The organism is Devosia sp. T2-14, assembly GCF_055397495.1.
Map to the genome: position 1 here is coordinate 2,854,443 of NZ_AP027921.1, position 20,166 is coordinate 2,874,608.

Here is a 20,166-nt window from a genome sequence, read left to right on the forward strand (position 1 = left end):
ACCGGTGGGGCTTTTGCATTGGAGAGACAGGATGAGCCGATTGGTCATTGCCCCCATCTCTCTTAAAGACGCCAATGTGTTCGTTTCGGAGCACCATAGGCACCACAAGCCGGTCGTTGGGCACAAGTTCAGCCTCGCGGCTATCAAAGGTGGCGAGGTCGTTGGAGTGGTAATCGTGGGGCGCCCTGTGTCACGTCATCGGGACGACGGGGCAACCCTAGAGGTCACGCGCCTGTGCACGGTAGGCGAGAAAAACGCCTGCTCGTTTCTGTACGGCGCAGCCAGCAAAGCGGCGTTCGCGCTAGGGTTCAGTCGTATCGGCACGTACATCAGGGCCGACGAGTCGGGCGTGTCGCTCGCAGCTGCTGGCTGGCGACAGATCAGCCAGACCAAAGGCCGCTCGTGGGACACGCCGAGCCGCCCACGCACCGACAAGACTGAAATTCAGTCCCGCCTTTTGTTCGAGCGCGCAGCCTAACCCCATTCCCCAGCCCTTGGCATAACAGCCAGGGCGCAGGTCAAGCGCTAGCGCTACCTGCGGATCTGTTGGACTATTCTAAGGGGTGAGATGGCGAGTAGTTCGCGGCATGCGTGACCGCTTTCATGGGGCGGCTGCATAATGCCAGACCAATAGCGGCGAACCCAGTTGAGCGACATTTCGCCATCCGGGGTCGTGCCTCGCCAGTCAGTGGCATGGATCACGGCTGCCGCATCTACCAACTCGACTTCGTAAAGCAGCATCATTGCTCTACTGGCATCGGCATTGCCATAAAATCGGGCTTCCCCGACATCATCAAAGAAGTAGGCACAGTCCAAACGGGACGGCAGCGAGCCATAGTGTAGTGACCGAACATCTTCCATTACAGCCTCCCAGTGGAAACGGCCATGGCTCGCGCCATAGTGTCGGATGATCCTGCCCCAGTTTCCGGGGAGGATTATTGAGCCGGGGGCAAGTGGGGTCGAGTTCAAATGGTAATACATCAGGCCAATAGAACAAACATGTCGCCGAGTGCCAAGCCTCCGCCGGCTGGTAGGAATGGATTTGCGTGATGGCCTGTTGAATACCGCGCCCCGCCTACCGGGTGCGGTTGTTTCGGAGTCTACAGGATTTCGTGATCGGACTTTAGCTGGATGCCTGGGAACTTGTTCACACCGAGCGCGCGTTTCGCGGCCGGCCCAATGCGGTCCCCAATTTCAAGTGACGCCAAATAGTGAGATCTCAAGGCGGCGAGCGCAGGGCGTATCAGGGTCTCTAGCTCCATAGCGCGGACCTCAAAGCGTGGTGCCTCGGCCGGTGGCACCGCAGATGTAACGATCTCCCCGGCGACGCTGGTAACGGGGAGGTCGCGTTGCATCGCTCGGCGAAGTTCAGAATATGCAAGCAAGGTCTCCACCACACTGTGGTGGCGCATTGATAGCTGGATTATTTCATTGGCCAGTTCTTGCTCACCGCCTTCGTGAAATGGTGCGAGCTCAGATGCGTCAAAGGTGATTGGCGCACTCAGCCCCACGATTGGCTTGACGCGTTCAAACATTCGCCGATGCGTCTGTCTTTGATCATTCATGGTGTTTAGGCTCTCGTCGATCATGGAGAGCACATTGTTGAACTCGTTGATGATCAACGACACCTTCATGACGCATCGAAAGGCTGCGTCGCGACGCGCGGCCTTCCGCTCGTTGTCTGCTACTTTGAAGGCAACAAAGGCAGCTATTGCGGCGCCTAGTACAGTGGCGGCAACCTGGACGAAGAATTCGCTCCACGAGCCATCAACACGGACGCTTGCCTGTGGCGAGTTCCAGAGGAAATATCCCGCGGCTATAGAGGCGGCGGTGGTCACAGTTAGCGCCGCCGTGAGTAACGCGCCTCTCAGCATTTGTTCTGCCCCTAATTTGTTCTCGAGGTTTCTAGGCGGTGGGGCAGTGCCCAGCAAGCCGACATTCCGTTGGCGCGGCTGACAATGTTCGGTTTCTGGATGTGCTCATCACCACCCGATCATCCGCCTGGCCGTTTGCAAAACGGCCCAAAGGAAAACTAAGGGCTTCCCGACAACAGATAGATCGACCAGATGCTGATCTCTATGAAGGTGGCTGCTGCGGGAATGAGGAAAATCGCTGTACCGATCGTAAGCAGGACAGTGCAGGCGCAGCGAGATATCGGATCATCAGAGTTTTGCATGTACCACTCGAGGGCCATGGCGGCTTTTACGGCCATCACTTTTTCTCGTTCAGAGGCAGGATGCCCAGAGCGCGTAAGACGGATGAAGGTCTCAAAGTCGGGCATTACCGCTAGATGGGGTCGACAGGGCAGTTTTTCGGATACACGGGCGAACGCCGTCTGTGTCCGTTCTGGGGACGCGAGGGTAAGCGGAACTACCGCATCTAGAAATTCTTGGATGTCCACAGACGTTCGCACAGCTGAGGGGCAGCGCAATTGGAAGATCAATGAGCCGGCCGCCAGCAAGACCAGCCCATAGTAGGTAGTAACGAGACGCCAGGGCGTTTCTGGCCAGAAAACCCTGAAGGTAGGGGCTAGTTCAGCCCACTCCAGCGCGTTGCGGTTCAGCAGCAACAGGTAGCCGACAGCAGAAACCAAAAGCGTAGCTTTGGCGGCGTATGAGTTGGCGAAAGGACGGATGCTGCTCCAATTCTGAAAAAGGTACGACGCCACGCGTTTACAGACGTTCCCCCACGTCAATGCTTGCCCCATGACCTGCCTCCCCAACCCACCGGATTGATAAGGGGGATTCGCTGAATGGCCAAGCTCACCACGCTGAAGCCATTGGTCGGCATGATGAGCCCCCTGGTGGCCACCATGCACGAGACCCGCGACACGGCGGCCGCCAGCCGCAACGCCGTGCATTGGGGCCAGTGGTACAAGTCGGCGCGGTGGCAGTGCTTGCGCCTCGAGGTGCTGACCCGCGATCTCTACACCTGTCAGGGCCTCTCACGCGCCGGTTAGCGCGAAAGAAAGTGCCCGCGCAGAGAGCGCGGGCGCGTAGTCATTTGTTAGGTGCGACTGGACGTGGGCGCGCCTACAGTCGGCAGCGGTGACGGACACCGTCGTATCCCATGAAGCTATCGCTGCGTTCATCGTAAGACCGATAGCGCGCGTAGCATGCGTCGACATGCGAGGAGTAGGACCCACCGGAATAGATTGGTACGCCGCGACCGTTGTTGCCGTTAGCCAAGATTCCACCAAGGATGGCGCCAAACCCAAAGCCGAATAGCCCAGCAGCTATGCTGTCGAGGTCATTCTGGCGTGGGCGGTAGAAGTTGGTGTAGTCGCGATCATTCCAGCCGCCGCGATTGAAGCGGATGCAGTCCCGATCATTCCTGTAGGAATCGCAGTATCTGCCGATCACCTGGTCGCGCTGCTGCCAGTAATCGCCGCCCATCCTCTGAGCGCTCGCCGGTACCGATGATGTAAGCATCATGGCGCCGCTAAGTACTATAGCAGAAATCGAACCGATCTTTTTCATCATGTTTCGTCTCCACAGCTAGGCCACCCGTATCAGTAAAATGTCTGGGGCCACTGATAGGTTGCCTGTGCGCCTGCTCGACAGCCCGAAACCAGAAATACGTCTCTTTGGCGCGATGCGTGCCTGACCGGAGCCTGACATTCCAATGGCAAAAGGAAAGCTCAGCATTGAGGTGCAAACCTTCGTGGTTCAAAGCCTCGCCTGCTTCGACAGCCCTTCGGTCGTAGTTGCCGCGGTCAAGCTGGAATACCGCGAGACGATCACACGCCAAGCCGTTGAGGGGTACGACCCGAACAAACGGGCAGGCGCCAACCTGTCGGCCAAGTGGCGCGCCCTATTCGAAGAGACCCGCAAGGCCTTCCTTGAGGACACCAGCAAGATCGCCATCAGCCATCGTGCTGTGCGACTCCGGGCACTTCAGCGCATGGCCGAGAAAGCCGAAGGGCAGGGCAACATGGTCTTGGCCGCCTCGCTGATGGAACAGGCCGCCAAGGAAGTTGGCGACAGCTACACAAACCGGCGCGAACTGACCGGGAAGGATGGAAAGGACCTGCCCCTGGCATCGCCAGCGGTGACGATCTTCCAATTACCGGACAATGGTAGGAGCTGACGCCGGGCAGAGCGCCCAAACAATCATTCGCCCCCAACCGGGCCCGCAGACGACGTTCCTTGCCTCACCGGCGGATATCGCGATCTACGGAGGTTCGGCTGGGGGCGGGAAGACCTGGGCCCTCTTGATGGAGCCACTGCGCCATGTGGCAAACCCACAGTTCGGCGCGGTGTTCTTCCGGCGCACGCTGGTCCAGGTCCGAAACGAAGGCGGGTTGTGGGACGAGAGCGAGAAGCTCTATCCAAACCTGCAGGCCAAGCCGCGCAGTGCGCCCGACCTGTCCTGGACTTTTCCGTCCGGCGCGTCGGTCAGCTTTGCGCACCTCGAGCACGAGAAGTCCGCGGCCAACTGGCAGGGCTCTCAGATCCCTCTTATCTGCTTCGATGAGCTGACCCATTTCACGGCCAAGCAGTTCTGGTACCTGTTAAGCCGCAACCGATCGATGTCGGGCGTTCGGCCCTATGTGCGGGCGACGTGCAACCCTGACGCGGATAGCTGGGTCGCGCAGTTCATCGCGTGGTGGATTGATCAGACAACAGGCCTCGCCATTCCCGAGCGGGCCGGCGTTCTTCGCTGGTTCATTCGCTTGGGCGACACCATCATCTGGGCGGATAGCCCTGAGGAGCTGGCACACTACACGGACCCCATCAGCGGCAACCCAATCCCGCCCAAGTCGGTAACTTTCATTCCGGCCAAGCTGACCGACAACGCCGCTCTGATGGCGGCCGACCCGGGCTACATGGCCAACCTGATGGCGCTGCCCACAGTGGAGCGCGAACGCCTGCTGGGCGGCAACTGGAAGATCCGGCCCGCCGCGGGGCTTCTATTCCAGCGTGGCTGGTGCCAGATCGTCGACGCGGCGCCGGCAGGTGTCCGCTGGATGCGAGGCTGGGACCTGGCGGCAACGCCAAAGAAAGAGGGCACAGACCCCGACGGGACGGCCGGAACCAAAATCGGCAAGCTGCCGGATGGCCGGTACATCGTCGGGCACCACGTCAAAGCTTGGGCATCGCCGAATGGCGTTGAGACACTGATCAAGAACACTGCCGAGCAAGACGGGCGCGAGACGGAGATTTCGCTGCCTCAGGACCCCGGTCAGGCCGGTAAGTCGCAGGTTACCAATCTGATCAAGCTGCTGACTGGCTTCACCGCCCGTGCAACCCCGGAATCCGGCGACAAGGTCACGCGGTTCTCTCCGTTCTCGGCCCAGGCCGAGGCGGGCAATGTCCTGGTGCTTCGCGGCGCATGGAACGAGGACTGGTTCACGGCGCTCGAGGGCTTTCCCGAGGCCTCACACGACGACGATGCAGACAGTACGAGCCGGGCGTTCAATGCGTTGCTGGACAACAAAACCGGCCCGGCCACCTCAACCGTATTCACAGGGTTCCTGTAATGGCATTTGACATCAAAGTCAGGCACCCGGCCTATGATCAGTTTTCGCCTTCGTGGGAACTGATGCGCGCTGCGTTCTCCGGCGAGGACGACATAAAGGCCGCCGGCGCAAAGTATCTGCCGATCAAGAATGGCCTTGCGAAGCTCATGGCGGACGTTTCGCATCAGGCCTTGGCCAAGGCCGCATACGACGCCTACAAGGCGCGGGCGGAGTTCCCTGACCTTGTGGCGCTCACCGTGCGCGGCGCTGTCGGGACGATCCTCGACCAGGCGGCCGAGATCGAACTGCCAACCGAGCTGGAACCTCTTCGGGAAAAGGCCACGCGGGATGGGCTTACGTTGGAGGCTCTTCATCGCCGCATTGCCACGGAACTGATGACAACCGGCCGTTATGGCGTGCTGCCGGGCATTGATGGAAACGGCAATCCGTACCTCGCCGGATACGTGGCCGAATCCATCGTCAACTGGGACGTTGACCAGAGCCAAACCGCTGATTTCCTGGTGCTGGACGAAACCGGGCAAGAGCGCGACCGCGCTACCAATGCGTGGGAGACTGTCGAGCAGTATCGCGAGTGCTATGTCGAAGACGGGCGCTATAAGGCTCGCGTCTGGCGTGCGGCTGGCGGCGCTCTGGAGGCGGGCGAAGAGATCGAGGCGCAGGACCGCAAGCGCCGGCCTTTGGGCTTCCTGCCGTTCGTGTTCATCAACACCAATGACCTAACCCCGGGCCCCGACGATGTGCCGCTCTACGGCCTCGCCAAGCTGTCAGTGCGCATCTACCAACTTGATGCCGATCTACGGCAGACCTTGCACTACACGGCCGAGCCCACGCCCATGGTGTCCGGCTATGACGACCCGCAGAAGGCTATCAAGGAAGGCCACGTCCCCCAAGGCATCGGCGGCACGAATATCTGGGTGTTGCCCAAGGATGGCGACGGCAAGTTCCTTGAGTTCACCGGTGCCGGCGCTGAGGCCCAGCACAAGGAAATCGAAACTGCCTATGACCGAGCCGTAATGTTCGGCGCCCAGATGCTCGCCGAGAAGGGCAATGGGGACGAAAGCGGCGAAGCCAAGCGCGTGCGGATGGACAGCCAGCATTCAACGCTCAAGGGCATAGCCATGACTTCGGCGTCAGGGCTCGAAAAGGTGCTGAAGAACGTCGCGATCTGGATGGGCGCGAACCCCGATCAGGTGAAGGTGACCCCGAACCTGGACTTCTTCGACCACACGCTCAGCGGGCAGGAAATCACTGCTATCGTCAAAGCGTGGCAGGACACGGCCATTTCGTGGCGCTCTGCTTTCGACCGGCTCAAGGCCGGTGGCGTGGTGCCTCAAGATCGGACCGCCGAGGAAGAGCTGAAGCTGATGGATGAGGATCAGTTCCGAGAGGATGATCCGCCCGAGGTCTTGCCGAGCCGCCACGTGAGGCAGCCCTAGCAATATCGGGCGGTGCGCCCCGGCGTTCCGAGGCGGGCTCTTTATGCCCGCGAGCTCCATAAATAGCGTGCCCACTGCGCCAGTTCTGGGTTTTGCCAAAGTACGAAGCCGCCGCCGACGAGCGCCGCAAGGATCAGTAGTCCAAAGACCTTCTTGAGAACTGAGAACATCAGCCACAGCACCACGGCGGCGGCCACGCTTATCCCGATGAGTGTGTAGGTATCGGTTGGGATTTGTTCTCTCCGCCTTCTGATTGCTGACCTTATCTGCCGCCTTACAGCGAACTGCCTTTTGCCGCCCCCGGGCGGCTTTTTTGTGCCCGCGAGCCGGGCTCCCACTGAAAGGAAAGCCGATGGCTTTGAAAGCACTTCTCGAAACGCTCGAGGGGCTCCCTGAGAACGTCCACGAATTTTACAAGGATGAGGGTGGCAAGTTCGTCCTCGATATCGAGGGGATCGATGATCACCCCAAGGTGCGCGGCGTCATCACCGCAAACCGGGAGAACGTCAAGAAGCGAGACGAGTACAAGGCCAAGGCCGCCGAGCTCGAAAACAAGCTGGCCGAGATCCCTGAAGGCTTCGACCCTGAGGAATACCTAGCCCTCAAGGCCAATGCCGGCGACCCGGACGATCCAAACAAGAAGAAAATCGCTGACGAGCACATCCAGTCTCAGAAGGCACTATATGAGCAGCGCATCGCCAATCTGACCAAGAAGCATGAAACCGACCTTGCCGATCGGGACGCTGCTATCGCCGAGCGCGACGGCTACATCGACAAATCGCTGGTTGAAGCGGGCCTCAAGGACTCGCTTCTGGACGTTGGCGTCGACCCAGAACTGCTCGACGGCGCTCTGGCGTACCTCAAGCCGTCGGTGAAGGTGCAACGCGCCGATGACGGCAGTCGGCGAGCCATTGTCGAAACGGACTTGGGCGAGATCGATGTGAAGGCCTTCGTCAAGGACTGGTCTCAGTCCAAGGGCAAGGCCTTTCTCGGCAGGCCCTCCGGTCCTGGCGCCGAGGGGAACAGCGGCTCCGGGCGTTCGTCCAAACTACCGGCCGGCGACTTCGGCGGGACCAAGGAAGACCGCGCCAAGGCTATCGCCTCCAAATTCCCCGAACTCGCTCAAGGCTGAGTTCGGTCGATAGCTGCCCTCGATGGGGTGCAGCAGGCGCGATGCGCCATCCAGCCGGGTTTACGGCACCCCAAAATGCTCAACAATCAGATCATGAGGATCAGCTATGTCTCTGTCTCAGATGCAGGTATTCAACAAATACTTCATGCCTGCCACCATCGAAACGCTCGCCCAGATGGTCGAGAAGTTCAATGCCGCGTCGGGCGGTGCAATCCGCTTGACCACCGAAGGTTTCGAAGGCGATTTCCTCCAGGAATCCTTCTATGCGGCCATCCATTCTGCCCAGCGCCGCGTTGACCGGTACGCCGCCCAGGCGTCCGCTTCGGCAACCGACCTTACCCAGCTCAAGCACTCGACGGTGAAGGTCGCTGGTGGCTTTGGCCCGGTTCGTTTCGAGCCGTCGCAGATGACCTGGCTGAACAAGCCCACGGCCGAGGGCATCGAAGTAGCCTCCCGCAACTTCGCCGAAGCCCTGATGCGCGATCAGCTCAACACAGCCATTGCGGCCCTGGTGGCTGCCATCGCCAACCAGGGCCCCGCCGCGACCGTGGACGTGTCCGGCACGAAAAAGATCGACTACGTGGCCGTAAATGACAGCCATGCTCTCTTCGGCGATCACTCGCCTCTGCTGGTGGCGCAGGTGATGGACGGTGTGAGCTATCATGGCTTCATTGGGCAAAACCTGACGAATGGCGAGACGCTGTTCCAGGCCGGCAATGTCCGCGTGGTTGACATCCTGGGCCGCGCAGTGGTGGTGACAGACGCCCCTTCGCTTTACAGCGCTGCCGTGGTCGATCCGGTCACCCCTGCAAAGCGTCGCGTGCTGTCGCTGGTGGCGAATGCTGCCACGGTCCACGACAGCCGCGACATCATCTCGAATATCGAGACGAGCAACGGTCAGACCCGCATCGAAACGACCCTGCAGATCGACTACACCTTCGGCCTTGGGCTCAAGGGGTACACCTGGGACGAAAGCACCGGCGGCAAGTCCCCGACCGACGCCGAACTGGCGACCGGCGCCAACTGGGACAAGGTGGCTTCCAGCGTGAAGCACACCGCTGGTGTCCTCGCTGTTGGCCAAGCCTGATCTTAGCAGTGGGGCGAGTTCGCTCGCCCCATCACCAAGATCAGGAGAGCACAATGCCCAAAGACCAACCCATTATTTATGAGCCCCATCCCGTTTCCGTGGCGAGGAAGGCTGAACTTCGCGGTCAGGGGTTCAAAATCCTCGACGCGGTGTTTGCGCCTCCCGGCACCACTGTCGTACTGCCCGCTACGGCGCCGCTGCCCGCGATCGAGAGCAATCCCGCTGCCGCGACTGCTCTGGCGCTGGCTGGCGGCAACTTCATGGCGTTCAAGTCGGCCGCCAAAAAAGTGCTGGGCGACGCGCTGCCGGGCACAAAGCCTGAGATCATCGCGGCCCTTGAGGCGATCGGGCAGGGCGATGATCCGGTAATCGACGTTGCCGATGGTGTTCCGACACCCGTTCCAGAGGCATGGGATGCCATGACCGATGATGAGCTCCTCGCTCTCGCCGCCGAGCTGTCCGGCGGCCCGGTAGTCGCTTCTGGCGATGCAACGCCAGTCGAACGTGCCAAGTCCATCATCCGGGCAACGGTCGAAGACCGGGCGATCCGTAATGGCTGACCACTACGGAAGCCTTGCGGGTGCCAGCGCTTACATCGCGACCCTTGCCAACGGCGCAGCGTGGGCAGGCTCCAGTGACGAGGCGCGCACGAGTGCGCTAGCACGGGCCTCCCGGTCGCTGGATGGTGTCTATGGCGCGCGTTTCCCGGGAACTAAGACGGGCCGGCGGGCGCAGTCGCTGGCTTGGCCCAGAACGGGCGCCTTGGATCACTGCACGGGCGAGACTATCCCTGCGAATGATGTGCCCGCTGAAATCGAGCATGCGGCTTACGCGCTGGCACTGGCCGAACTGCGGACACCCGGAGCCACCTCCCCAGAGGTCACGCCCGGCCGCTTAGTGAAGCGCCAAAAGGTCGAAGGGTTAGAACGCGAGTTCTTTGGTGCGGGTGATGGCGCGCAAACCAGCGCCGAGGCCATGCGCCCGGTCAACATGATGGTCGAGGACGCGCTGCGCTGCCTGCTGGTGAAGGCCTCCGGTGGCGCTTCGGTCTGCGTGGTGAGGGTGTGATGGACGACTTCTACGCAGAGATGGCCGACGTGGCCGCCGAGCTCTTGGCCCCAACCAGTGAAGGCGGGCTAGGGCAGGGGCTTGTTCAACTCAAGCGTATCGTCGTCTCTCCTCCCCCGAACAACTGGACACCCGGCACCGAGACGGAAACGGTCTGGACGCTGCGCGCCGCCGTCCGCCGCCTGCACCAGCGGCACGAGAACGGCGTGCTGATTGTTGAAACCGGCGATCAGATCATTGCCGCGACCGTTGCCACGCTGACGATGCAGGATGGCGTGGCCGTCGCGCCAGTTGAACAGGCATTCGAGCCCCAGAACGGCGACATCATAGTGATCGACGGCGCGGATCGCGCCATCGACAATATCACGCCTATTCCGGGCGCCGGGACAGTCTCAGCGTGGAAGCTCTGGTCGAAGGCATGAACCAGATCCCGGCCGGCCCCGGTGTTTGGTCTATCGAACAAAATCGTCAATCCGACGGAGGGTAACCCGGCGGTTACGCCATTCCTCTCGGGAAGTGTTGATCAGGAGGTAGTCTTCCCCGTAGCCAACAGTCTCCAGGACGCGGGAAGGAATGCCGAAATCATTCACCAAAACGCGCTTCAGAGATGCCGCACGGCGCTCCGAAAGTACTTGGTTCGAGGAACGTGAGCCCACGGCATCGGTATGGCCTTCAATAAGAAACAAGGCGCGGCGACGACGGTCTAGAACATCGCTGAGCGCGTCAGCAATTTCGAGGACCTTTCGGTACTCAGACCGCGGGATTGCGGCGGAACCAAACTCGAAGTTGATGGCCTGGATATCGACGGACGGTGCGGCCCTGCGGAGGTCGGGTCGTTTGCGGAAATCTTGAATGGTGACGCGGTTCGCAGGCGCCAGTTCCAGCGACGGAGCAGCGTCTAGCTGACGCATGATCTCATCCGAAGACGGGATTGACGTGCTCTGAGCAAAGGCGGCTGCGGGCGAGGCGGCAACAACTGCAAGCCCCAGCAAAAAATGACGGCGGTCCATGCGCGATCTCCTTATGCGTGTTCGTTTGATGGGCATTCCTGGCAGCTAGAACCTGAAGGCAGCCTGAACGGGTCGTTCGGACTCTACGGAGCCGCACCATCAATGGAGGCTTGAATGCTCAAGAAGCTCAGCCAACGTGAAATCCTCATCAATCTTGCCGCCGAGTGGGAAGTCACCCTTGCGGCAGCATGGCTTGAGGCGATCCGTTCCATCACCTCTTCGGTCGTGCTGGGCGCGTTGGTCGCTGAACTCGAGCGCGGCAACCTCGATGCGGCCATGCGGCTGCTCAACATCGATGCCAATCGCTTCGCGCTGTTCGAGGGCGCGATCGTTCAGGCCTACAATGCCGGCGGCCAGGCAGTGGTCGGATCCATGCCTCGGCTGACCGATCCAGAGGGCAATCGCGTCCATTTCTCGTGGGGTGTGCGCAATCTCCCGGCCGAGCAGGCCATGCGCCAGCACGCAGCGGGGCTTGTGGACGGGCTTGTCGGGGAACAGTTGGACCTTGCTCGCCGCGCACTAGCCGACGGCCTAGCTCGTGGCCAGAACCCGCGCCAGACGGCACTGGCACTGGTAGGTAGGGTGAACCTGAGGACGAAGCGCAGGGAGGGCGGCCTGATCGGCCTCACTCCTTCCAGCGTGCAGACCCTCGACAAGATCTATGCCGGGCTCCGCACTGGCGATACGCAGGCGATGCGCGACTATCGCGCCTATGCCCTGCGGGACAAGCGCTTTGACGGCCATGTGCGTCGGGCGTTGGAGGAGGGCGGCTCGGTTCCGGCCAATGCCGTGGACCGGATCGTCACCGCCTACAGCAACCGGGCGCTCAAGTATCGCGCCGACAACCTGGCGCTGACCGAAACCAACACTGCATTGGCCACGGCCAAGAACGATGCCTTCCGCCAGCAGGTCGACGCGGGCAAGCTCGAAGCCGCCGACCTGACCAAGACCTGGACGCGCACCGTGAGCCGGATGCCGCGCCACGATCACCTCGAGCTGGTGGGGCAGACCGCTGCCTTCGACCAGCCCTTCATCGCCCGGGATGGGACGCCGATCATGTTCCCGCACGCGCCTGACCTGCCGGCCAAGCACCGGGTGGGCTGCAAGTGCGGTGTTACGGAGACGATCGACTTTACCGCGCAGGCATTGCGCAAGTACCGGGCTCGGCTCGATGGGTAGCTTTGCGGCTACCATTGGGGCGTGGGCTCAGAAGGTGCCCGAGGCCTTGGAAGCCACGTTCCGCAACAGCGCGCAGCGGCTTGTGAAGGAACTGGACGGCGAGCTGACGCGGATGGTCTATGACGCGCCCCCGGCGCCCTCCGGCTACCAGCGCACGGGCTTTCTGAAGGCTTCGCTCGTGGCCTCGACGCAGGCGATGCCGCAGTTGGTTCGGGACAATCCCGGCGCTCCTGTGAGTGCTGACCATGTCGGCCCGATCGTCTTGGTCATCAACGGCTGGGAGGGCGATGAAACGCTCTACCTCGGCTACACGGCCAAGTACGGCGCGCTGGTCCACTACGGAGCCAATGGCAACGCGCCCAAGCCATGGGTGTCGCTGGTAAGCCAGCGATGGGAAGCCATCGTCCGCGAGGAAGCCGCCAAGGTGAAACAGGCGTTTGGATTGTGAGCATGGTTCCATCGATCGAAACCCGCATATTCGAAGCGATCCGGGCGCGCGTGGCCGCGCTGCCTATGGCCGCTCAACATCAGATCGTCTGGACTGACGGGCCGCTGCCCGCCGGCCAGCAGAGCTACACGCCAAGTCCGACGCAGCGCTATCTCCGCTGTACCTGGACGCCGAACCGCCCTAGCCGCGAGGGTAGGGTGGCGAGCAACCTGCCCACCCTCCGCATGGGTGTTTTGCAGATCGATGTGATGGGGCTCAAGACCCAAGGAAGCGGAGTTGCGCGTGAGGTAGCCGGACAAGTCGCGGCGCACTTCCGCTCGACTCTTGCATGCCGTTCATGGGCGCCAGCGTTCGCGTGATGGAGCCGCCTGCCGTTGGAACGGTATTCATCGACACACACGTCCAGGTCCCCGTCACCATCGAAACTCACACATACGGATAGGAGCCCGAAATGGCTTGTCCTGAATGCGCCGCACGCCGCCGGTTGGCCCGCGATGCCCTGTTCAATGCCAAAGTCGGTGAAGCCCTCGGCCATGTCGTGACGGGCGCTGCCGAAGCGGTTGGCCTCAAGGCAAAGACCGGCCAGGCAGAGCTGGTTGAAAAGGCCGACAAGACCGGGGCGAAGCGCAAGAGCGCGTAACCCACCCCTTACCATTCCGGCGCTGTCCGGTTCCCGCCTGCCCTAACACGGCGGGCTTTTTCATGCGCGCAGGAGAAACCCACATGGCGCTTCAGACATATGCCGATACCAAGCTGTTCATCGGACGCAAGGCCCCGGACAAGCTGACCATCACCGCTGCCGACTTTGCAGGCACCACCTGGATCGAGGTGTCCGGCCTCGCAACGCCCGGTGCACTTGGCGACACCCAGGCCATTACCGAGCAGGAAGTCGTCAGCGAGAGCCGCATGCTCAAGGCCAAAGGCATTCGCAATGCCGGAACAATGGAAAACCAGTTCGTGCCGATGCCGCTCGATCCCGGCCAGATCGCGCTTCAGGCCGCCATCGACGACGATTGCAACGCCTATGAGTTCAAGGTGGAGTATGGCGCATCCTGCTCGCCGGAATCCACGGTGACCATCAGCAATGGCGCCGATGCAGACGTGACCTGGAATGCGCATGGCTTCCTGCCCGGCCAGCCGGTTATCTTCTCGACCACTGGCGCATTGCCTACGGGCCTGACCGCGGGGACCGTCTATTACGTCATCGCAACGGGCATTACGGCAGACACCTTCAAAGTGTCGGCCACAAAGGGAGGACCCGCTGTTGCCACCTCGACCGCCGGTACCGGTACACAGACCGCCGATGCGCCTCCCGTTGGTAAGACCCGTCTGTTCTGCGCGCTTGCGCATAACGCCAACAACCCCGGCGGCGGCTCATCTGCGGCCTTCCTGCTGAATTCGTCGCTCTCGGTGACCACCAACATCATCACCATCTGACGCCAGTCCTCCGGCGTCCGATAGGCCGGTGGCAGGAAGTGGTTCGCCTTGCCATCGGCTTTCTCCTCATGAACCACCATGGAGAACCAAATGTCCTTTGACCTGGATAGCGCCTATCTCGACGTTGATGTCATTGACGCTGGCCGGTGGATTCCGCTCGGGGCCGATTTCCCCGGCGTTGAAATTCACGCCTGCGGCCTGTCGTCTGAAGGCGCGAAAGAGCTCTTCGATCGACTTAGCCGCGAGGCTCCGCGCGAGGATCGCCATGTCAATGGCATTCTGACCGACGAGGCCAGCAGCCGGATCATCCGTAAGGTCATCCTGGAAAAGTGCCTCAAGGACTGGCGCGGCTTCGCCTCGGGCGGCAAACCGGTTCCCTATGCCAAGAAGACGGCCGAGGGCCTGCTTACGGAACGCAAGGCCCGTCTGATCGCAAATGCCTTCGTCAATGCCATCATGGCCATCGATGGCACCCGCGTTACCATCGATGTTGAGGGCGTGGAAAAAAACTAATCGACGTCCTCACGTGGCATTTGGACAGCCCCGACGCGGGTATGGTTCGGATGCACTACGTGAGGACGGGTGTCGCAATCCCGGCGGGGCTCATTCCCCCGCCTGTCTGGTCCGGCTTTGAGCAGTGGTTCAACGACTTCTGGGAGCTGGGCACAGAGCGCCAGGTTGGCATGGGCGTGGGCCCAATCCCAAAAGGCGCAATCGATCGGCACGTTGCCGGATGGCGCAAGGCTGACGCCAGCCTGTTCTGGCGCCTGATCCGAAAGATGGACAACGCCTTCCTTGAGCGCAGGGACGCCGAGGCCGAGGCCCGCCAGCAACAGCGATAACCCAGAGAATGGTACTGATGGTGGGAGCTCTACCGGAAGGCCGCGATCATGGCCTCGGTGACATCGCTTGGGAAGCAGATGGGCGAACGACCGCCGGGCTTTGAATAGGCGCTGTTCCCGCCGCACCGTCGACCGTTCCGCATCGTGTTGTAAGGGCAGGGGCAGCTCCCCGAGTAGTTTCGGATGCTGCGCTCTATGATTTTCTGAATAATTGCATCGCGGTTGATGCTGGGCGGCGTGGCCGAAACTAGAGCCTGGGGTGCTGGTGCTGCAACAGGGGTTGGCCGAGTTGTCGACGTGTACTGTTCGCTGACCCACCCACGGCCCCCCGCAGAGGTTTGAACCAAAAGCCAGCCGCTCGCGCGTTCGAGGATAGTAAGTTGTTGGCCACTGGAAGCTTTGCCAACGATCTCACCAGAGGTGTTGGGCGCAGATCTAACGTTCAGACTTGAGGCGGTAACAAACCTGGTCTCAGGAGCCGTCGCTGGAGGGGGCGCTGCCGGTGCGGACACGTTGACTGTGGGGGTCGATATCGCCGGTGCCGGTTTCTCGGGTATTGCTGGCGCGGCGGAGTTGGCTGACCGTGGCTGGAGGCTTGCAGAGCTACGGTTTGTGGAAGACCCGTCGTTACCAAATAGATTGAAGGCAACGATGATCCCCACCACGCCAAGTATCCAGGGCCATACATTGCGCCCTTTCGCTGGAGCGGGGCCGCTAGGATCGGGCGGGTGAACGACCGGCGTTCTTCGCACGGACGGGGTGATTACCTCGGAATAGGAGAGGCCGGTCCCCGGTATTGAAGCCGAAACGCGCTTCGGGCCATTTGAGCTGAAAGTATAGCCCAGCCCCTTCGGGCCAATGCGCACGCTGGTGCTCTTGGCATTCAGGTTAAGCCGAATGCCCGGTGCGATCTTAATCGACCGTCTGAAACGAAACCCCATCGCGAGCGCCCCCACCCTAAGGCAGCAAAGCAAATAGGGTTCAGGGAGTCGAGTCCGGCTGGCTTTTAACTGGGAGGGCGCCCTAAGGGGCGCTCCATCTATTCCAGCCCAAATCGTGCGATATGGGTGTCGATCGCCGCCGCCGCCTCGCCCAGTCCACGAGCGCGAATGTCATCTGTCGTAAACTTATCGGCCCGAATGCAGACGACCATATGAGCAACGGTTAGGTCGCCCGGCTTGCCACTGGCAACGTCATCCAGCATTTGTTTGCACTCAACTGACAGTGCCGCACTGCGCACGGCGGCCTCCCTTGCCGATGCAGCTTCTCGGTCCTGATAGTCCTGCCAAAAATAGAACCCGATAGCCGCCAACACGGCCACGCAGGTAACCGCCACAAGTCCCCGAAGCCACAAAATGCCGCCCTCCCAATAGAGGGCGCGAGGCTATTTCACGTATTCAGCAGGAGCAAGCCATGGATTTTGCCACCCTCGGAGTTGCCGTTAAGCAGGACGGTACGCTCGAAGCCGTTCGTGACTTGGAAAAGCTGGTTGCCGTTGCTCCAAAAGCCGAGAAGGCCGTCGATAGCCTCAACAAGACTGCGCGGGACAGCGCCGCAACGGCGTATGCCAAGACGATAGACCGTGCGACGGCGTCGCTACGTGGTTTCGACGCAATCGCCGCGAAAGCCGCCCAGCAAGCCGCCTATGCCACCAGAGAGCTGTCCAGCATCACGATGCGCGATTTGCGCGGAGATGACATTGCCGCCTATGGGCGCGAGATGGATGCGTTGCGGGCCAAGTTCAATCCGCTTTTTGCGGCGTCGAAACAATACGAAGCCTCGCTGGACGAGATTAACCGGGCGCACACGCTCGGCGCGATCTCCGCGCAGGAACAGGGCGCGGCCATCATGCGGCTGGATGCGCAGTATGAGTCCGCTGCCCGAGCAGCTAACGGCCTTGCTGCCGCCAACAAGTCGATGGCCGGCAGCTTCCACACCACGAACCTGATGTTCCAGGCCCAAGATGTCGCGATGATGACCGCGCTCGGCCAGGCTCCTTTCGCGCTCGCGATGCAGCAGGGGCCGCAGGTCACTGGCATCATGCACCAGCTCGGGAACGGGCGCCAAGCCATCCAGGCGCTCGGCGGGGCGATCATGGGGCTTATCAACCCGTTGAGCATCGCAACCATTGCCGTCATCGGCCTCGGTGCGGCTGGCGTTCAGGCTGCCATGTCTTGGGTGTCTGGCATGACACCCGTACGCCGCTCCATGGAAGAGCACCGCGAATGGCTGAGCGGGCTGCTCAAGGGCTACGACGATTTGGACAAGGCCGTTGGCGACTACATCGACAAGGCCATCCGCCTTCCGGCCAGCCTTGCCCGGCTGGATGTAACCGCAGAGCTCAACAAAGACATCGAGCGGCTGCGGGTGGTTCAGTCGATAATCGACGATTTCAATATCCGGCCGGACGCAGCGATCCAGCTGCCCTGGCAGTCGCTGAACGAAGATCTGGCGGTGCTGCGCGAGATCAAGTCGCAGTTTGACGCCGGTCTGATCACGGCGGTGCAATTCGCAGAGCAGTTGGAGTTGCTCTCAATGAACGATCGGGTCGACGATCAGGCGCGCGCACTCGCGGGCGGGCTTCGTGGCGCTGCGGACGAGGCGGCAGAACTTGAGGTCAAGATCGAATCTGGGCGCATGACCCTCCTGGGACTTACCACTGAGGCGCAGCGAGCGGCCCAGGCCATGGCCACGCTGAATGGCACATTTGCCCTGCTCAATGCTGGCGCAGGCCAGCACGGCGGGCTTCAGAATATCTTGGACGGCCAAACAGAAGCGCTCGAAAACCTGAAAGGGATGATCCCAGACATTCGGACAGCTCAGCAGCGCGCTGCAGAAGAACTGGCCACGGCGCTGACCAACCCATCAGAGCTTTTCCGAAACGAAGCCCAGGCCGCCTACGACCTTTTCATGAAGAATACCGGCATCATGGACGCCCGACGTGCGGCAGAAAAGGCGAGCAAACAGCGCGATCCCTACGCCGACTTAATCAGAGGCGCCCAAGACTTCATTGCATCTCAGGCTATTGAGCAGCAGGCCTTGAACATGACCGCAGAGGCCGCTCAGCGACTCCGGTTCGAGCAAGACCTGCTGAACCGCGCCGCGAATGACAATATCAAGCTCACGCCCACGATGCGTGATGAATTGTCCAGTCTCGCCGCGCAGATGGCGGCGACGGAAGCGCAAACCAAAATGCTGACCCAAGCGGCGAATGACAACGCGGCATTGTGGGGCCAGGCTCAGGACGGGGTTTCGAGCATCATCAAGACGTGGGCGCGAGGCGGCGATGTTCTGGACGCGTTTTCTGACAAGCTCGGCCAGATCGGGGATATGCTAATCGATATGGCGGTGCGCGATCTCTTCGCCAATGCGTTCGGCGGGGGGATGGGCGGCGGAGGCGGCAACATCTTTGGCGGTATCATGGACTGGCTTGGTGGCCTGTTTGGTGGCAACCGCGCAACCGGCGGCCCGGTTGAGCCAGGCAAGATCTACCGCGTCAACGAAAACACTCCGAACAGCGAATGGTTTGCCCCTTCATTGGCCGGGACGATCCTTCCAAACCATGCGGTGTCAACCGGCGGCGGGGCGAGCACCATCACCTATGGTGACCTTCAGGTTACCATAGGCAGCGTTGTCGCCAACTCAGAGGCCGAGGGTGCGGCTGCTGCGCGTGGTTTCCAACGTGAGATGCAGCGCTGGCAGAACAGCGGCGAGGGCAAGCGGTTCGTCCGCGACACGATGCAGAAGATGGGGAGGGCCAACTGATGACCTTGCTCAACCCGCTTCCGGCGGACCAGTTCGCTGACCTGTTTGGTGTTCAGGACTGGCAGCTTGTTCAGACATACCAGCAGCAGCGGTCGGCAACCGGCGGCGGGGAAACCCAATATGCCGACCGCGCGCCATCCATGTGGAAGGCGGAAGGGATCAGGACCCGCGCGGTATGCTATGCTGACGCCGAAGGCATCATGGCCCGGATCAACAGCCGCGCGGGCGGGATCAAGTCGGTTCTGCTCTACAACAAGCAGCTCCCGTTTCCGGCGGATGACCCGGAGGGGCTTATCATTGGAGCGGCAACCCCAAAGCTAGGCGCGATCGCAGATCGCCTGCATGTGGCCTTCACCGACTTCCCGGCGGGCTACAAGATGCGGACCGGCTCTTACTTCGGGCTGATCTTCGACGCGAGCCGGTACTACCTTGGCCAGTTTGTCGAAGATCGCACGGCATCGGGGGCAGGGGCGATTGCCTCGGTAGAGATTTGGCCGCCTTTGCCCGCCTCTGTAAGCGGGGCCCCCGACATGATCATCAGGAAGCCCTGCGCGAAGTTCCGCATCGTCCCTGGCAGCGCCTACCCGTCTCTAGTCTCCGGCCAAAAGAACGAGATTTCGTTCAGCGCCGAACAGACCTACAGCCGGTAGCTCGCCATGACATATGACATGGAGACGATAACCGCTCTTGAGAGCGGAACCTTGGTGCTGCGCGATTTCTGGACCGCGCATGGCAAGACAAAGGCTGGTGTGGCCAGGACTTTCGCCTATTGGACTGGCGAGGACAACGTTGCCGTCAACGTCCCGCCGCCCGGCGTCACGACGCCCGTCAGCCGCAATTTCATCGGTGGCGGAACACTGCTTCAAGTGCCCGAGATTGTGGACGCCATAGGGCTGGAGGCCCGATCAGTCAGTTTTGGCTTTGATCATATCAGCACGGCCGCCGAACGCCCCATGGATATGGTCTTTGGCCACAATGTTCGAGTGGCGAGGGTCGAGTTCCATCGCGGCGTTTTTGACCCAGACACATGGAATTTGCTGAGCGCCCCACACCTCTTGTTTTCGGGCAGGGTGGACGGCGCAGAAGTCGATGACGCGGCCGCCGGCGGCGAGGGCGTACTTCAAGTGAATGCCGTCAATTCGGCAATCGATCTGACCTTTGTCAGCTACGCGATGGATTCCGACGAACAACAGCGGCTCCGCGATGGCGACCGTTTCAACCGCCACGCTGACACGGCAATAGACGTGCCGTTTTGGTGGGGTCAGGAGAAGAGCGAATAG

General features: G+C 61.3%; 28 protein-coding genes. 20 read left to right on the forward strand and 8 right to left on the reverse strand.

The features are described 5' to 3' along the window. Positions 1 to 31: 31 nt before the first annotated feature. Positions 32 to 478, forward strand: coding sequence for an XF1762 family protein (locus tag ACZ5WT_RS14000; protein WP_464284400.1), 447 nt, complete (start codon positions 32 to 34; stop codon positions 476 to 478). Between the two features lie 53 nt (positions 479 to 531). Here ACZ5WT_RS14000 and ACZ5WT_RS14005 read toward each other — a convergent pair whose 3' ends face one another. From ACZ5WT_RS14005 to ACZ5WT_RS14015, 3 genes are all read right to left on the reverse strand, one after another. Then, a complete protein-coding gene (locus ACZ5WT_RS14005; protein WP_464284401.1) occupies positions 532 to 861 on the reverse strand; it encodes a hypothetical protein in 330 nt (109 codons plus the stop codon). 239 nt (positions 862 to 1,100) lie between these two features. Continuing rightward, positions 1,101 to 1,838 (reverse strand): hypothetical protein, encoded by a 738-nt coding sequence (locus ACZ5WT_RS14010; protein WP_464284402.1) that lies wholly within the window; start codon positions 1,836 to 1,838, stop codon positions 1,101 to 1,103. Between the two features lie 194 nt (positions 1,839 to 2,032). Continuing rightward, positions 2,033 to 2,707, reverse strand: a complete 675-nt coding sequence (locus ACZ5WT_RS14015) for a hypothetical protein (RefSeq protein WP_464284403.1) — start codon at positions 2,705 to 2,707, stop codon at positions 2,033 to 2,035. 45 nt (positions 2,708 to 2,752) lie between these two features. Between ACZ5WT_RS14015 and ACZ5WT_RS14020 the strand changes: the two genes are divergently transcribed. After that, positions 2,753 to 2,959, forward strand: coding sequence for a hypothetical protein (locus ACZ5WT_RS14020; RefSeq protein ID WP_464284404.1), 207 nt, complete (start codon positions 2,753 to 2,755; stop codon positions 2,957 to 2,959). A gap of 73 nt (positions 2,960 to 3,032) precedes the next feature. Here ACZ5WT_RS14020 and ACZ5WT_RS14025 read toward each other — a convergent pair whose 3' ends face one another. Further along, a complete protein-coding gene (locus ACZ5WT_RS14025; RefSeq protein ID WP_464284405.1) occupies positions 3,033 to 3,482 on the reverse strand; it encodes a BA14K family protein in 450 nt (149 codons plus the stop codon). A 142-nt stretch (positions 3,483 to 3,624) separates the two neighbouring features. Here ACZ5WT_RS14025 and ACZ5WT_RS14030 point away from each other — a divergent pair, with 142 nt between their 5' ends. The 3 genes from ACZ5WT_RS14030 to ACZ5WT_RS14040 are packed head-to-tail and all read left to right on the forward strand — an operon-like array spanning position 3,625 to position 6,918. Next, positions 3,625 to 4,089, forward strand: coding sequence for a DUF2280 domain-containing protein (locus tag ACZ5WT_RS14030; RefSeq protein ID WP_464284406.1), 465 nt, complete (start codon positions 3,625 to 3,627; stop codon positions 4,087 to 4,089). Continuing rightward, a complete protein-coding gene (gene terL, locus ACZ5WT_RS14035; protein WP_464284407.1) occupies positions 4,076 to 5,482 on the forward strand; it encodes a phage terminase large subunit in 1,407 nt (468 codons plus the stop codon). Before ACZ5WT_RS14030 ends, terL begins: the two co-directional genes overlap by 14 nt. Next, positions 5,482 to 6,918, forward strand: a complete 1,437-nt coding sequence (locus ACZ5WT_RS14040; protein WP_464284408.1) for a DUF4055 domain-containing protein — start codon at positions 5,482 to 5,484, stop codon at positions 6,916 to 6,918. The genes terL and ACZ5WT_RS14040 overlap by 1 nt, the downstream gene beginning before the upstream one ends. 41 nt (positions 6,919 to 6,959) lie before the next feature. Here the strand turns inward: ACZ5WT_RS14040 and ACZ5WT_RS14045 are convergent, their stop codons facing one another. Continuing rightward, positions 6,960 to 7,115 carry a hypothetical protein gene (locus ACZ5WT_RS14045; protein WP_464284409.1) on the reverse strand — a complete coding sequence of 52 codons (156 nt, stop codon included), beginning with the start codon at positions 7,113 to 7,115 and terminating at the stop codon, positions 6,960 to 6,962. Positions 7,116 to 7,270: 155 nt separating this feature from the next. Here ACZ5WT_RS14045 and ACZ5WT_RS14050 point away from each other — a divergent pair, with 155 nt between their 5' ends. The 5 genes from ACZ5WT_RS14050 to ACZ5WT_RS14070 all read left to right on the forward strand — a co-directional run bounded on the left by ACZ5WT_RS14050 (position 7,271) and on the right by ACZ5WT_RS14070 (position 10,627). Then, a complete protein-coding gene (locus ACZ5WT_RS14050; protein ID WP_464284410.1) occupies positions 7,271 to 8,050 on the forward strand; it encodes a hypothetical protein in 780 nt (259 codons plus the stop codon). Positions 8,051 to 8,156: 106 nt separating this feature from the next. Next, positions 8,157 to 9,137 carry a major capsid protein gene (locus ACZ5WT_RS14055; RefSeq protein WP_464284411.1) on the forward strand — a complete coding sequence of 327 codons (981 nt, stop codon included), beginning with the start codon at positions 8,157 to 8,159 and terminating at the stop codon, positions 9,135 to 9,137. Between the two features lie 53 nt (positions 9,138 to 9,190). Beyond that, positions 9,191 to 9,697, forward strand: coding sequence for a hypothetical protein (locus tag ACZ5WT_RS14060; protein ID WP_464284412.1), 507 nt, complete (start codon positions 9,191 to 9,193; stop codon positions 9,695 to 9,697). Next, positions 9,690 to 10,205: a DnaT-like ssDNA-binding protein gene (locus tag ACZ5WT_RS14065; RefSeq protein WP_464284413.1), complete on the forward strand. Its 516-nt coding sequence runs from the start codon at positions 9,690 to 9,692 to the stop codon at positions 10,203 to 10,205. The genes ACZ5WT_RS14060 and ACZ5WT_RS14065 overlap by 8 nt, the downstream gene beginning before the upstream one ends. Continuing rightward, positions 10,205 to 10,627, forward strand: coding sequence for a hypothetical protein (locus tag ACZ5WT_RS14070; RefSeq protein WP_464284414.1), 423 nt, complete (start codon positions 10,205 to 10,207; stop codon positions 10,625 to 10,627). Before ACZ5WT_RS14065 ends, ACZ5WT_RS14070 begins: the two co-directional genes overlap by 1 nt. 30 nt (positions 10,628 to 10,657) lie before the next feature. Here the strand turns inward: ACZ5WT_RS14070 and ACZ5WT_RS14075 are convergent, their stop codons facing one another. Beyond that, positions 10,658 to 11,215 carry an OmpA family protein gene (locus tag ACZ5WT_RS14075; protein ID WP_464284415.1) on the reverse strand — a complete coding sequence of 186 codons (558 nt, stop codon included), beginning with the start codon at positions 11,213 to 11,215 and terminating at the stop codon, positions 10,658 to 10,660. Positions 11,216 to 11,329: 114 nt separating this feature from the next. Here ACZ5WT_RS14075 and ACZ5WT_RS14080 point away from each other — a divergent pair, with 114 nt between their 5' ends. From ACZ5WT_RS14080 to ACZ5WT_RS14110, 7 genes are all read left to right on the forward strand, one after another. Further along, on the forward strand, positions 11,330 to 12,394 hold the full coding sequence (locus tag ACZ5WT_RS14080) for a head morphogenesis protein (protein ID WP_464284416.1): 1,065 nt from the start codon (positions 11,330 to 11,332) through the stop codon (positions 12,392 to 12,394). 46 nt (positions 12,395 to 12,440) lie between these two features. Then, positions 12,441 to 12,842 (forward strand): HK97 gp10 family phage protein, encoded by a 402-nt coding sequence (locus tag ACZ5WT_RS14085; protein WP_464284417.1) that lies wholly within the window; start codon positions 12,441 to 12,443, stop codon positions 12,840 to 12,842. A gap of 2 nt (positions 12,843 to 12,844) precedes the next feature. After that, a complete protein-coding gene (locus tag ACZ5WT_RS14090) occupies positions 12,845 to 13,201 on the forward strand; it encodes a phage tail terminator-like protein (protein ID WP_464284418.1) in 357 nt (118 codons plus the stop codon). A 92-nt stretch (positions 13,202 to 13,293) separates the two neighbouring features. Continuing rightward, positions 13,294 to 13,482, forward strand: a complete 189-nt coding sequence (locus ACZ5WT_RS14095) for a hypothetical protein (RefSeq protein WP_464284419.1) — start codon at positions 13,294 to 13,296, stop codon at positions 13,480 to 13,482. An 83-nt stretch (positions 13,483 to 13,565) separates the two neighbouring features. Next, a complete protein-coding gene (locus ACZ5WT_RS14100) occupies positions 13,566 to 14,279 on the forward strand; it encodes a hypothetical protein (RefSeq protein WP_464284420.1) in 714 nt (237 codons plus the stop codon). 90 nt (positions 14,280 to 14,369) lie between these two features. Next, positions 14,370 to 14,792 carry a hypothetical protein gene (locus tag ACZ5WT_RS14105; protein WP_464284421.1) on the forward strand — a complete coding sequence of 141 codons (423 nt, stop codon included), beginning with the start codon at positions 14,370 to 14,372 and terminating at the stop codon, positions 14,790 to 14,792. A gap of 59 nt (positions 14,793 to 14,851) precedes the next feature. Then, positions 14,852 to 15,121 carry a phage tail assembly chaperone gene (locus ACZ5WT_RS14110; RefSeq protein ID WP_464284422.1) on the forward strand — a complete coding sequence of 90 codons (270 nt, stop codon included), beginning with the start codon at positions 14,852 to 14,854 and terminating at the stop codon, positions 15,119 to 15,121. Between the two features lie 29 nt (positions 15,122 to 15,150). On the opposite strand, the gene ACZ5WT_RS14115 is transcribed toward ACZ5WT_RS14110, so the two are convergent. Both ACZ5WT_RS14115 and ACZ5WT_RS14120 read right to left on the reverse strand, forming a co-directional pair. After that, the gene (locus tag ACZ5WT_RS14115; protein WP_464284423.1) at positions 15,151 to 16,062 is read right to left on the reverse strand and encodes a DUF4236 domain-containing protein; all 912 of its coding nucleotides are present in this window, start codon (positions 16,060 to 16,062) and stop codon (positions 15,151 to 15,153) included. A gap of 98 nt (positions 16,063 to 16,160) precedes the next feature. Further along, on the reverse strand, positions 16,161 to 16,442 hold the full coding sequence (locus tag ACZ5WT_RS14120) for a hypothetical protein (protein ID WP_464284424.1): 282 nt from the start codon (positions 16,440 to 16,442) through the stop codon (positions 16,161 to 16,163). A 92-nt stretch (positions 16,443 to 16,534) separates the two neighbouring features. Here ACZ5WT_RS14120 and ACZ5WT_RS14125 point away from each other — a divergent pair, with 92 nt between their 5' ends. Genes ACZ5WT_RS14125 through ACZ5WT_RS14135 form a run of 3 tightly spaced genes read left to right on the forward strand, consistent with a single transcriptional unit; the run spans position 16,535 to position 20,166 of the window. Further along, positions 16,535 to 18,886 (forward strand): phage tail length tape measure family protein, encoded by a 2,352-nt coding sequence (locus ACZ5WT_RS14125; protein ID WP_464284425.1) that lies wholly within the window; start codon positions 16,535 to 16,537, stop codon positions 18,884 to 18,886. Continuing rightward, positions 18,886 to 19,536, forward strand: a complete 651-nt coding sequence (locus tag ACZ5WT_RS14130) for a hypothetical protein (RefSeq protein WP_464284426.1) — start codon at positions 18,886 to 18,888, stop codon at positions 19,534 to 19,536. Before ACZ5WT_RS14125 ends, ACZ5WT_RS14130 begins: the two co-directional genes overlap by 1 nt. A gap of 18 nt (positions 19,537 to 19,554) precedes the next feature. Next, positions 19,555 to 20,166 carry a hypothetical protein gene (locus tag ACZ5WT_RS14135; RefSeq protein ID WP_464284427.1) on the forward strand — a complete coding sequence of 204 codons (612 nt, stop codon included), beginning with the start codon at positions 19,555 to 19,557 and terminating at the stop codon, positions 20,164 to 20,166.